Source organism: Psychrobacter sp. CX5 (assembly GCF_057621535.2).
Genome location: NZ_CM177735.1, coordinates 441,901 through 455,419, shown reverse-complemented (window position 1 = coordinate 455,419; position 13,519 = coordinate 441,901). Strand labels below are relative to the sequence as shown.

The window sequence follows — 13,519 nt, the reverse complement described above, 5'->3', positions numbered from 1 at the left end:
ATTAGATTATGTTTTTTAGTTTTATTAAAATTTTCAGATGGGTTATTTATTGACGTGATGTTTTGAGTCTTGGTGTTTTGAGAATTGATGTTTTCAGCACGGTTATTAGCACATATTAAGGATTAATCATCTAAACGAACCAAATTGTTTTATAATCTAGCCTTGAACTGGCATTCCTCTACTACCATAAATAGTAATAATACATTTTCATTTTAATGAGTGTCATTTAAATACGCATTCAGAATACATAAGGGTTACGACATGGCATTATCGCTTGATAAAGATAAAATTAAATTTCTTTTGTTAGAAGGGTTGCATGACAATGCCCTCAAAGTACTAAACGATGCAGGCTATACCAATATTGAATATCTATCACATGCTCTTGATCCAGAAGAGTTGGCTGAAAAGATTAAAGATGCGCACTTCATCGGTATTCGCTCGCGTACTCAGTTGACGCGCGATATCCTTGAACAAGCCGATAAATTGATCGCTATTGGTTGTTTCTGTATTGGTACCAATCAAGTCGATCTTGAGGCTGCACGTGAATTTGGTATCCCAGTCTTTAATGCGCCTTATTCAAACACCCGCTCAGTAGCAGAATTGGTATTGGCAGAAGCGATTATGCTATATCGTGGTATTCCTGAGAAAAACGCCGTGGTTCATCGTGGTGGCTGGGGTAAGTCAGCTAAGAACTCGCATGAAGTGCGCGGTAAAGTCATGGGTATCGTTGGATATGGCTCTATCGGCTCACAGCTTTCAGTACTTGCCGAAAGTCTTGGTATGAAAGTCATCTATCATGATGTGGTGACCAAGTTGCCACTGGGTAATGCTGAGCAAGTGGGTAGTTTAGAAGAGCTTCTTAATAAAGCGGATATAGTGACGTTACATGTCCCCGATGTGCCTAGCACCCGCTACATGATGAAAAAAGAGCAGTTTGAGCAGATGAAAGAGGGCAGCTACTTTATTAATGCTGCTCGCGGTACCTGTGTTGAGATTGATGACTTAGCAGCGGCGCTGGAGTCTGGCAAAATATTGGGTGCTGCGGTAGACGTATTCCCGAAAGAGCCAAAATCAGCGGATCAAGAGTTTGAGTCACCATTACGTAAGTTTGATAACGTTATTTTGACGCCACATATCGGTGGTTCAACACAAGAAGCACAGGCCAATATCGGTCTTGAAGTCGCTGAGAAATTTGTTAAATACTCGGATGCCGGTGATACCACGACAGCAGTGAATTTCCCAGAGGTTAGTATCCCTGTGAAAGAAGATTCGCATCGTCTATTACATATTCACAAAAACGTACCCGGTGTGTTATCACAAATTAACACCTCTTTTGCGTCAGCGGGTATCAATATCTTAGCGCAAAGCTTAATGACAGAAGACGATGTGGGCTACTTAGTGATGGATGTGGACAATCGCAACTCGCAAGAAGCCCTTGATAAGCTGCGTGATATTAAAGAAACCATTCGCGTACGTGTATTGTTCTAGAGCCAAGCTTAATAACTTAAACTCTAAAATTTTAACCTAAAAAAAACTGGTAATTTATTTGCCAGTTTTTTTAGGTTTAGTATTTGAGTATATGGGATTCCTGAAGAGGTCTAATAGACTATAAGGGTTATGCAAACGGCAAATATAGGGCCTATTATTTATTCATCCACAAGTTTGTGATATTATAGCGGGCATTATCGTGGGTTTAACTGCTTTTGTTTCAGTCAATATTGAAACATTATCGCATTGCAACTTCCAGCACGATATAAAATAACTCTGGTAAAGCGCATGAGCCTCTTCTCCGACAAGGTTATCTGTGCCGTATAAGATTCTATTTGTCGGAGTTTTGGAGTCTGATATGTCTGTATTACCCCCCTCTACTTCTGATTGTCAAGGCGTACCCGTGCTGGGTTCAAGTGGCGATTCTCAGTCAAAGTCTCAGTCAAAGTCTCAGTCAAATTCTCACTCAATTTCGCTAGCAAAGTCACAAACAAAATCGCAATCCAAGTCTGAGTCAACTTCGTTAGCAAAATCGCAATCAGAATCGCAATCAGAATCGCAATCAGAATCGCAGCCAAATGCTCAGCCGAATTCTAGATTAGTAACCCGCCGTTATACCCCTCGTTGCGCCCTTGCTGAGCATGCTCTCCATCAAATGGTTGCTTTAGACTTAAATGCCAGTCTGATTATTAAAGCAATGGGCTATCCTCGTCAACATACTATTGCTGCCTCTGAGCGCTTGCGTTATGTGTTATCTAGTCCTTATATGGGTTTGGATGGAAGTTATATTGATGCCTATTACGACGCCAAAGGTTTCTTAGAAAAGTTATGTGAGTTGCTTCAGATTGAGTCTGACGTTGTTGATGCTGAAATAGCGTTGCTTTATAAAAGACTATAACCACTTTCTAAAGTGTTTGAGTATATAGACGTTGTCTTTAATTTGGCGTAAATCTGGTGTTAACATGAGTAGAGAGCAACAATCTTCACGTAGTCGATATTCCCTTAACATAGCTATTAAAAGTCTGATCAGAATAGTTATGTCTGGGCTAGGCGGTCTTATTGGTTTTTATCTGATGTTTATATCGACTATGGGACCTTCTTACGCGCCAAATATTTGGGAGGGTCGCTGGGACCTTATTATTAGACTCTCTGAGCTAGTATTAGGCGCAGGTATGATTATTGGTGCTTTTGTCTGGCTGATTTGGCCTTTATTACGATTTATTTATAATAAGCTAAGTTAGTGGTGGTGTGAATGGTCATGATGATGCCCATGATCATGTCCATGATAAGGCTTCGTATCAGAACTGTTTGCAGGCTCGTCTATGGCGCAAACCATAGCATCAAGTCGATTATGAGGATGTTCTACTGACTCCACTTGAATGGTGGTATGGCTAATTCCTAAAGCCTCAAGACTGTGTTCAAGGTCATGAATGAGCTCGCTTGCTTCAGTAATTCGCATATCTCCATCAACGACGACATGACACGAGAGCGCATGTAGACCACTGGTAATAGTCCAAACATGAAGGTCATGCACAGCAATAATTTTGGCATGAGATTCGATGCTACGGGCTACTTCATCGATGGAGATCTCTTCTGGCGTACCTTCCATAAGAATATGAGTAGACGCCTTAACCACCCGAAAACCACTTATTAATATTAAAATAGCGACGATAATTGAGGCTACCGGATCAGCCCACCACCAGTCCATCCACATCATGGCTAAAGCGGCGATTATAGCCGCAACAGATCCTAGCAAATCTCCCAATACGTGCAGATAGGCACTGTGCATATTGAGGTTTTTTTCTGCAGGCTTTGCATGATTCTCAGAATGTTGATGCGACTGGTGGGGTTTAGGATCATGTTCATTATGGTGTGGGTGTGCATGTCCATGGGATGCACCGCTTCGGTGTAACATCCAAGCGACGATTAAGTTCACCATGAGACCCATACTGGCAATGATTAACATGCCCTTTGACGCAATGTCTGGAGGGGAGGTAAAGCGACCGACTGCTTCCCATAATATCATTACTGCAATGATAATTAAGGTTGCCCCATTGGCCCCAGCGACCAATATTTCAAAGCGTTTATAGCCATACGTTTTCTGTTTACTGGCTTGCTTTTCTCCAATTTTAAAAGCCAATAAGGTTGCCCCTAACGCTGCAGCATCCGACAGCATGTGACCTGCATCAGATAATAAAGCCAAGCTATGTGTTAGTACCCCGCCAATGGCTTCCACTAGCATAAATCCAGTAATAATCAGGAAACTAAACATCAGGGTACGACGCTGTTTACTTAGGTCTCTGGCGGTTGGGTCATCATGGAAGTGTGGCGGGTCATGCGCTATCCTTGACCCTTCGTGGTGGTGAGGGTTAAAGCTATTGTTTGAATGTTGCGGTTCTTGAGTCACCTTAATCTCCCTATGTTAGACCATCAAAACACTCGTCCTTTATGACCTAAGACAAGCAAAAGACTTATTTGCTAGTCACTATAGACCACTGACCTACCATCCAATAGGATCAATATCTAACGTTAATTTTAGATATTTGGCCGAAGGCAGTTGTATCACTTGTGGCCACCAAATGTTAAGCACATGATGTAAATCAGGGCGTTGTTTGGCCAATAGTAAAAGCTGACTATGATAGCGGCTGTTTTTCATTTTCATTGGAGCGTCTATAGGCCCTAAAATAGCCAAGTTATGTTGAGGCAGTATGGCGATGGCATCTTGTAATGCCTTGGTGGCGCGCTCTAACGTTTTACCTTCACACCGTATTAATGCGCTATAGGTATAAGGCGGCAGACCCAACATTTTTCGCTCCTTCAACAGCTCTTGAGCAAAAGGTTGGTAGCCTTCACGCACCAATTTTCGCAGTAATGGATTCTCAGGTTGGACCGTTTGGATCAATACCCTACCAGGTTTAGTGCCGCGACCTGAACGTCCCGCAACTTGAACAATGAGCTGAGCTGTATGCTCAGGGGAGCGAAAGTCTGGGGATAAAAATCCTCTATCCGCATTGGGTAAGCAGACTAAGGTCACATTTGGAAAATGATGCCCTTTGGCTACCATCTGCGTACCTACTAATATAGCAGGATCTCCGGTATGAATACGCCGATAAATGTCCTCCCAACTGTCTTTGCGTCGCGTGGTATCCCGATCTATTTGGATAATAGGATAGGTCTTTTTGCTGGTTTGCGGGTTTGCAAACAAGGCATGCAAACTTTCGGTAAGGCGGGTGGTGCCCATACCTACCGCACTTAGATTGACGCTAGCACAGTCGGGACAAATCTTAGGAATGGCGGCTTGCCAGTCACAGTGATGACACTTTAAGTAGCTTGGTTGATAGGTATTTAAGTGACTGTGGTGAACGGTTAGGTGAGCCTCACAGCGGACACAGTCAGCTTGCCAACCACATGCTTCGCATAGCAATATCGGGGCGTAGCCTCGGCGATTCAAAAACACCAACACTTGCTCACCTGCCTCCAAGGTCTCACGAATCTCGCTGATAATACTGTCGGTCAACCCGGTATTTTGTGAACTCTTTAAGTTAGGCAACAGTGAGGGTTGTTTGCCACCACTTGAGGCAGTATTGGTATCCTGAGCCTGAACGGGCAGATCACTGAACTTAGTCGGGTTGTCTCGGGCGTCTACCAGCTGCATTTTAGCAGGCAAAGCTTTGCCGGCACGTTCTGTTAACCTCAGCTCAGTGAGCTTGCCATCTTCTACAAGTTTAAGATGTTCTAATGAAGGCGTTGCCGTTCCTAAAACCACCGGTATGCCGAGTTGAAAACCACGGTATAACGCCACATCGGCGGCATGGTACCGAAGCGTATCTTGCTGCTTATAAGACTGATCATGCGACTCATCAACGATAATCAAACCTAAATCAGCAAATGGATGCAGTATCGAGGATCGTGTACCAATGATGATCTGGGCTCTACCTTGACGGCAATCTTCCCATCCATGTAAGCGCTGAGTATTATTAAGGCCGGAATGAAGGAGCAGAATATTTGCCGCAAAGCGCTCTGCAAATCTTGCTCTGGTTTGAGGGGTCAGCCCAATCTCAGGTACGAGCACCAACACCTGTTTACCTGCCTGCAGTACTGGAAACATGGCCTGTAAATAAACTTCAGTCTTGCCACTACCTGTAACCCCGTTAAGTAAATAGCCTGTATACTTACCCTCTGTTGTGGTAGATACGATGGCATCAACCGCCTGTTGTTGCTGCTTATTTAAGGTAAGCGGCATTTTGGCGATGGTCACCGGTTTTGGGGCAGGCTGTTCTTCTAAAAAGTGCTCGATTACGCCTTTGTCTTCTAACCGCTTTAAAAAGGGCCGCTCCATACCCTCTAATAATAAAGCCTCTTCACTGGCCCCACTAGCCCCATAAAGTTTAAGCATCGCAAACTGTTTCTTTTGCTTATGTGCATTAGCAGGGAAGTCTGAGTCATTGATATGAGGCAGGATGCGCCAATGCGTGATCAATAAATCTAATGGTTTGCCTTGGCGAATCAGTGTTGGCAACATGACAGAAATCACATCACCATAAGGATAATGATAATAACGGGCTAACCACCGTGCTAACGACAGCATTTGTTCGTCCAAAATAGCAGAGCTATCAAGGCTGGATTTTATAGATTTAAGCTTATTGATAGGGACATCGCTGTCATTCATATCAATATGATCGACCACAATACCGATTAAAGTTTGCCGTCCAAAAGGTACTTGAACCCGCCCACCGATTGGCGGTAAATCGGTAGTTAATAGGCTGATATTTTGCTGGGTTTGACTGCTATTAGTAAGACTGCTAATGTGCTTCGCATTAGAGGGTAGGGAGGCACTAGAAGTTTTAGGCGGGAGATAATCAAACTCACGATAGAGAGGAACCGGTAATGCAACACGAATAAGCATCTTGGGGTAACCTCTCTATGACTATAGGATTATAGATAAAATAATACGTATCTAGACGTTTACTTGTTATCTAGCAGTTTTATATGGCCCCTAGTCTTCAATAAATAAAATTGACTCGATTTCAACGACACCGCCTTTGGGTAGTGCAGCCACTTGTACGGCAGCACGAGCAGGGTAGGGTTCAACGAGACGCTCACTGAAAATGTTATTAAGTGCCGCAAAGTCATTTAAGTCGGTTAATGAGACATTGAATTTAATCACATCACTCAGTTTACCACCGGCTGCTTCACAAATCGCTTCAATATTGTCCATAACTTGTGCGGCTTGAGCCTCAAAGCCGTCACGTAGTTGCATGGTATCAGGATCAAAGCCTAATTGACCTGATATATAAACTAAGCTACCCCCATTGGAAGGGATTTTTACCGCTTGTGAATAGGCGCCTACCGCGGCTGGGGCTTTATCGGTATGAATAATTTGCTTTGACATATTGATTTCCTTAATTGTCATTATTTTGCTTTTATTTTTACGATTACTTTTAAAGAATAGTTAAAGGATAGGCATAACCAATATAGTGTTTAACTTTTAAACAATCATTTCTTAAGCACTACTCTCTAAACGCTAATCCTTAACTTATAAATTAAACTCTAACTACTGACTACTAATTTTAAACCGCTAATTGAAAAAACACTATTCAAAAAACACTAATTGAAAAAATTATAATCAGGCCACCTCAAAAGTTATAACCGGTAAAGACGTCTAATACTACCAAAACCAACATGTGGACGTAACGCCTCAATACCTTCTAAAATATGGCTTCGACTACGCACTATGACATGAATTACGGTGGAGTCTGAGCGTATATCAATTTTCTCAATGCCAATACTGAGCTGACGAAGCGTATAAAGTACGTGGGAGACTTGCTCATCGTTTAACGCCAAGTTGATTTTTAAATAGGCCGTAAAATGAGGTCGATCACTCGGATGCTTAATATGCTTTTCAATCTGATCTTCACTGTACCAATTGAGCTGGACTAATTCATAAGGCTTTTCGACATATTTATTGATAATAGAGTAACAGCGATGGCGATGCAGTACCAGTCCATGCATGGTTAAATGACCAATAATCGGATCGCCAAATATAGGTCGACAACAGCCTGCAAAGTGGACTTCAACACCATTGGCATTTGATAACAACTGATTGGGACGATCAAAGCCCGTCTGATGCGCACGTTGGTGAGATTTGGTCACATCATCACTAAATAAGCGTGAGACCACTAATTGAGGCAGGAGTGCCCCAACACTCATATTTTCATACAGTTCATTTATACTGCTGACATTTTGCCATTTTAATAAGTCGTCCCAGTCCGCTTCAGTGACATCATTGAGTGATTTGCCATAAGTTTTTAAGGCACGATCTAACGCTTGTTTGCCATGCTGTTGTTGTTCGGCTTTTGGTAAGTTACTAAACCAACGTTTTAGGGTACGCTGCGCTTTACTAGTCACCACAATACCTAGCCATTCGGCTTTAGGTTTGGCGTCTTGATCCACCTCAATTTCAACCGTTTGTCCAGCCTTTAGGGTGGAGCCAAGCTTAGAGTCTTTACCATTGATTTTTGCGCCAACTGCCACGTTGCCAACTTTTGGACCAACTGCATAGGCAAAGTCTAATGCAGTCGCTCCACGCGGTAGCTCATAAGCACGACCTTTCGGACTGTAACACAAGATTTTTCGTGAGTTTAAGTAAGAAATCAGCTCATCGATGGTTTGAACCAAATCATCAAAATCAGTACCGTTCGTATTATTTTCCTGATTTAAATCAATCAACTCCTTCATATTTCGTAAGGATGCTTTGATGACCGAGCGACTCAGCTCAGAGGCCTGTTCAGCACCAATGACGCCTAAACGAGAAGCTGCCTGCATTTTGCGAGTCAATAAGGTCACTTTAATCGTATCATTGTCCCGCTTATAGGTTAGTGTTAAAGATTGATTGCCTCCAGGTAAGGGATGGCGGATATTATCTTCGACAAAGCTGTCTTGAATTTTATATTTATTAATTAGATATTCCGCCAATAAGTCACAGTCCTCAATAGTATTTGTGACAATTTCAAACGAATAATGACGTAGCAAATCATCAATTTCACCGCGGTTACGGAAGAATTGCCGATACATAATAACTTGATTGTCTAAGACGCGCACGTGACCTGAAATTTTATGCTTATCTAATACATAATTTAGATACTGCTGGATGCTTTCTTTTTGATACTTTCTGCCAAGTCCGTGCTGTAACAGTTTATCCGACATTTTGGTATACATGACGGGATCAAGATTTCGATAACACAAGATCTCCATATAATCGGCAATGTCATTAAGTCCCATTAATCGGGCAAAAGGCACATAAAACTGCAAGGTTTCAGTAGCAGTAGCGCGCTGTTTTTCAGGACGAACCGAGTCTAGGGTCGACATGTTATGCAAACGATCGGCCAACTTTATGATCAAGACTCGCGGGTCATCAAGTGTGGCAGACATAATCTTATGGAAGGTGGCGGCTTTATTTTGTTGCTTGTTATGATGTGACGATTTTAGTTTAGTTACGCCATCGACCAAGTGAGCTACTGTACTGCCAAACCGCTTAGTAATCTCATCAGAGGTGACTTCGGTATCTTCTACGGTATCATGCAAAATGGCGGCGATTATAGTGTCTCGGTCTAGTCTAAAACCCGCTAAAATTTCCGCGACGGCAATAGGGTGAGTGATGTAGGGCTCACCTGATTTTCGTTTGTCTTTAATATGCGCTAAATCGCCATAGGCACAAGCTTCGAGCACATCCTTTTTTTCATTATCATTTAAGTAAGCAACGGCACGCATCAGATTGCGCTGTGCCTCGTCGACTAAATGATGACTGAGTTTTGGTAAATTCTGCATATAGGTGGTTTGATTCAAATGCTCATCATCATGTGAATCTGGGAGGGTAATATAGGGGCTTGAGACAGGGTCTATAATATTATCAGAGTTAGCAATATTATTAATGACATTACCATCTATGTCAGTATTAAAGGGTTTTATCATATTATTTTCAGGGTCGAATGAGGTAACGCTAGCATCTAAGAGAGTTGTCGAATTTTCAATAAAAGGCGGCATAGTTTCATCCTTCAGCTAGCAAACATTAATACATTAAAAAGTAAATTAAATTAGTTGTAAAAACAATCGATTAATAGCCGTTAATCTTAAATTAATTATGAGGCTTATATTTAACTTAATAAAGCAAGAAATTTTAAAGGCAGTCATTTAATTAATCGCAAATATAGTGTGGTGTCAACTCTAAAGATGAGGAAACTGTAACTAAATTTTGAAATGAACCCTTTTTTATGAATACCCCATCCTTTTTAGACTCGATTAGACTCATTAAATGGACTATTAATAACGTTTGTAGTAACGTTTGCACACGTCTTAGATGATAGGTTACCTTAAGAGGTTAATTCTAGATTGGATGTCAATCCTGTTTTAAGTGTGCTGATCATCAAATCAAAGCCTTAGAATAAAAAAACCACGATTTGCAAAATGCTTATCGTGGTCTTTTTGATGAGTTGTTTATTAAGCAAAAAATTCACTTTTTGTCGAAATAACGCTGCTCAACACGTGTTAGAAACCTTGACCGCCACTTAATGCTAAGTCTAATGAATTTGTGGCAAAATGATGCTCTGGTTGATCTAAAATATCTTTAGTTACTAAACCGGCAGCAATTTCACGTAAAGCCAAAACCGTTGGCTTGTCGTTTTCTACCTCTACTAAAGGCTCAGAAACACCTTTAGCCAATTGATGGGCGCGCTTACTGGCAACCAATACCAGCTCAAAGCGGTTGTCTACTGCATGTAAGCAGTCTTCTACGGTTACACGGGCCATAAAATCCTCTTGTTATCACTAAGTGATATGTAATATAAATGACATTTAAAAATTAATAATAGATAGTCAATCGGTCATTATAACAAGGTTAGTCAATAATTTGTTAATTTTATTGAAGGTTAAACGGCCAGCAGTTTAATCTTCAATCAGATCTGCAATGGTGTCGCCGTAGCGGGCTTGTTGACGAGCAAGGGTTTGACGTTTTGCGACAATGATTGCTTTGAGCTCAGATAATGCCGCTTCAAACTGATCATTAATGACTAAATAATCAAAATGGACATGCTGCTTCATTTCGGTCACTGCTCCAGCCAGACGCTTTTCTATCACCTCTTGAGAGTCTTGACCACGTGATGATAGACGTTGGCGAAGAGTGGCTTTATTAGGGGGTAAAATGAAGATCATAGTGACATCGTCATAGCGCTCCTTCACTTGTAACGCCCCTTGCCAGTCAATCTCTAAGATGACATCAATGCCTGACTCTAGCTGTTTATTGACACTTTGCTGTGAGGTGCCATAGTAGTTGTCGAATACTTGTGCGTGCTCTAAAAACTCACCTGCCTGAATGCCTTCTACAAATTGAGCGGTATTAATAAAATGGTAATGCTGACCATCAATTTCTCCTGGGCGAGGCTGGCGGGTAGTGTGCGAAATACTGACAGCCAAGTCATTAGTCGTCGCTATAAGTTGTTTTACCAACGATGTCTTACCAGTGCCTGATGCAGCGGTAATAATAAAAAGTGAACCTTTCATACGGGAAGTTCCTTAACAATAAGGTAATATAAAGATTATGGCGGTCATTAGGGCGTGTCCCTAATTGGTACTTTGAAGATTGATGGGCTAAAAAATGGCTAAATTTCCGCTAATCTTTGCAAATTTTTAGACAATATATCTATATTCTCTGCAAAATTTACTTTGATTAACTAAAATCTATCACATTTTTAGCCTCACCAACCAAATAGGGACACGCCCTAAGAATGATGAAAAAACAATGTTTATTTCGATAAAATAGCCCGTGATTTGCCTGCTATTTTACTAGATATGTTAAAGTAGTTACTAAACAGTTTGACGGTAATTTTAAGTTAGCCAGTTATACCAGTAAGCAAACTATGTCAGCTAAGTGTTGAGTCAGCTAAGTGTTGAGTCAGCTAAGTGTTGAAAGTTAATCAGTGTCATCTGCCCCCTCTTATTTATTCGATTATCTATTGTGAAGGTCTGTTATGCAAATTTATCTTGCCAATCCACGTGGTTTTTGTGCGGGTGTCGATCGAGCTATTGCTATTGTCAATGAAGCATTAGCTCGTTTTGAGCCGCCTATCTATGTCCGTCACGAAGTCGTTCATAACAAGTTTGTGGTATCAGATTTAGCCAATCGTGGTGCGGTCTTTGTTGAAGAGCTTGATGAAGTACCTGATGGGTCAATTGTCATTTTTTCAGCGCATGGCGTATCAAAAGCGGTACAGGATGAAGCTGAGCGCCGCGACTTAACCGTATTTGATGCCACCTGTCCTTTGGTCACTAAAGTACATATCGAAGTGTCTAAATTTGCCCGTGACAAAATGGATGCTATTTTGATTGGGCATCAAGGTCATCCTGAAGTAGAAGGCACAATGGGACGTTTTAGCGCTCAGTATGGTGGTGAGATTCATTTGGTAGAAAATGAGTCAGACGTTGCTAAGCTTGAAGTTAGTGATCCAGATCGTCTGGCTTTCGTTACTCAAACAACCTTATCAATGGATGACACGGCTGTCGTTATTGATGCTCTACGTAAAAAGTTTCCAAATATTCAAGGGCCTCGCAAAGATGATATTTGCTATGCCACTCAAAACCGTCAAGATGCGGTAAAAGATCTCGCCAGTCGTTGTGAAGTCGTGTTGGTCGTCGGATCGCCAAACTCTTCGAACTCAAACCGACTACGAGAGCTTGCAGAACGGATGAATTGTAAAGCTTATTTGATAGACAATGCGGGTGAAATGCAAAAAGAATGGTTTGAAGGGGTTAACGCGGTAGGGGTTACTGCTGGCGCTTCAGCGCCTGAGGTCTTAATCCAAGAGGTGCTGGAACAATTGCAACAGTGGGGCGGTGATTTGCCAGATGAGCTGAAGGGTATAGAAGAGAATGTCACCTTTAGTTTGCCCAAGGAGTTACGCATCCCTGTAAAGCAAGTCAGGTTATGATGCCTTTTTTATGTAATAACCCACAAGACCCTAATAAGATTTTAATAATGATATTTTAATTTGTTAAGATAAAAAAATAAAATTAATCAATCATTTATGAGTGACAAAAGGTAATTTTAAGGATAATTTATGACGGCATACTATCAGTTCATTAGCCGCGAGATTCAGCCAGATAATAGTTGTATTGCACATTATAAACCGACCCCGCATGCAAAAGGCGCTTGGAATGATAATGAGCAACACATGGCGCCAGCGACCGGTATTTTGACTAAAGAAATTATTGCTTATTCTCCACACGATAATTTACGTTTGGCGCGATTGAGCTTGGATATATTGGGAGTGATTCCGTTCCAAGAGTTTACGGTAACCACGCGATGCATACGCCCAGGACGTACTATTGAGCTAATAGAGTCGGTTCTCAGTAGTGGTGGCTGTGATAGTATCGTTGCAAGAGCATGGCGATTATGCACAGGTGATACCTCTGAAGTGGCAGGATTAGAGGATCAAGTGCCCAGTTCTGATCCGAATACTTTGCCGTCGTGGGACGGAATGAGTGGTTGGCCAGGAGGCTTTATTGAAAGCCTGCGTCTAGCCGCCGACCCAAATCGACGAGCGGGTAAAGGCTTGGTATGGTTAACAAATGACTTAGATATGGTCGAAGGTGAGGTGACATCGGACGTTGTACGCCTCATGGGTCTGGTGGACACTGCAAATGGTGTCGTGCCACGAATAGCGCCTAATTTAGATGAGATGCAATGGATATTTCCCAATACAGATTTGCAAATTCATATGCACCGTTTACCTCATGGTAAATGGTTGGGTATTGAAGCGGTTCAGCAATATGGCGCTGATGGTGTTGGTTTGACTAGTGCGGTACTACATGATCTGCAAGGTCCTTTTGGACGTAGTGAGCAGATATTGACGATTCGTCCTATGCCTAAGAAGTAGTCACCACTAGTGTCATATAAGCCTATTATACAGAATTAAAGAGTTTGCATAGATGCTACACATACTAGTATTTTTATACAACGCTGGCTATATTACCGCCGGCG

10 protein-coding genes are annotated in these 13,519 nt (G+C 41.8%); 4 read left to right on the top strand and 6 right to left on the bottom strand.

The window, feature by feature from the left end:
- Positions 1-261 precede the first annotated feature (261 nt).
- Together serA and AC21OG_RS01700 are read left to right on the top strand one after the other, a co-directional pair.
- Positions 262-1,488, top strand: a complete 1,227-nt coding sequence (serA, locus tag AC21OG_RS01705) for a phosphoglycerate dehydrogenase (protein WP_487377574.1) — start codon at positions 262-264, stop codon at positions 1,486-1,488.
- Positions 1,489-1,846: 358 nt separating this feature from the next.
- Positions 1,847-2,386, top strand: coding sequence for a hypothetical protein (locus AC21OG_RS01700; RefSeq protein WP_487377572.1), 540 nt, complete (start codon positions 1,847-1,849; stop codon positions 2,384-2,386).
- Positions 2,387-2,725: 339 nt separating this feature from the next.
- Here AC21OG_RS01700 and AC21OG_RS01695 read toward each other — a convergent pair whose 3' ends face one another.
- The 6 genes from AC21OG_RS01695 to gmk form a co-directional block, all read right to left on the bottom strand.
- Positions 2,726-3,895 (bottom strand): cation diffusion facilitator family transporter, encoded by a 1,170-nt coding sequence (locus tag AC21OG_RS01695; RefSeq protein ID WP_487377571.1) that lies wholly within the window; start codon positions 3,893-3,895, stop codon positions 2,726-2,728.
- Positions 3,896-3,988: 93 nt separating this feature from the next.
- Complete coding sequence (locus AC21OG_RS01690) at positions 3,989-6,394, bottom strand: primosomal protein N' (protein WP_487377569.1); 2,406 nt, start codon at positions 6,392-6,394, stop codon at positions 3,989-3,991.
- 90 nt (positions 6,395-6,484) lie between these two features.
- On the bottom strand, positions 6,485-6,880 hold the full coding sequence (locus AC21OG_RS01685) for a Rid family detoxifying hydrolase (RefSeq protein WP_486547332.1): 396 nt from the start codon (positions 6,878-6,880) through the stop codon (positions 6,485-6,487).
- Between the two features lie 251 nt (positions 6,881-7,131).
- Positions 7,132-9,315 (bottom strand): RelA/SpoT family protein, encoded by a 2,184-nt coding sequence (locus AC21OG_RS01680; RefSeq protein WP_487377618.1) that lies wholly within the window; start codon positions 9,313-9,315, stop codon positions 7,132-7,134.
- Positions 9,316-10,032: 717 nt separating this feature from the next.
- Entirely contained in the window at positions 10,033-10,293 is a 261-nt protein-coding gene (gene rpoZ, locus AC21OG_RS01675; protein ID WP_486547331.1) for a DNA-directed RNA polymerase subunit omega, read from the bottom strand.
- A 135-nt stretch (positions 10,294-10,428) separates the two neighbouring features.
- Positions 10,429-11,043 carry a guanylate kinase gene (gene gmk / locus AC21OG_RS01670; protein ID WP_486547330.1) on the bottom strand — a complete coding sequence of 205 codons (615 nt, stop codon included), beginning with the start codon at positions 11,041-11,043 and terminating at the stop codon, positions 10,429-10,431.
- Between the two features lie 467 nt (positions 11,044-11,510).
- Here gmk and ispH point away from each other — a divergent pair, with 467 nt between their 5' ends.
- Entirely contained in the window at positions 11,511-12,467 is a 957-nt protein-coding gene (gene ispH, locus AC21OG_RS01665; protein WP_486547329.1) for a 4-hydroxy-3-methylbut-2-enyl diphosphate reductase, read from the top strand.
- A 129-nt stretch (positions 12,468-12,596) separates the two neighbouring features.
- Positions 12,597-13,415 (top strand): thioesterase family protein, encoded by an 819-nt coding sequence (locus AC21OG_RS01660; RefSeq protein ID WP_487377568.1) that lies wholly within the window; start codon positions 12,597-12,599, stop codon positions 13,413-13,415.
- The last annotated feature ends 104 nt before the right edge of the window (positions 13,416-13,519 follow it).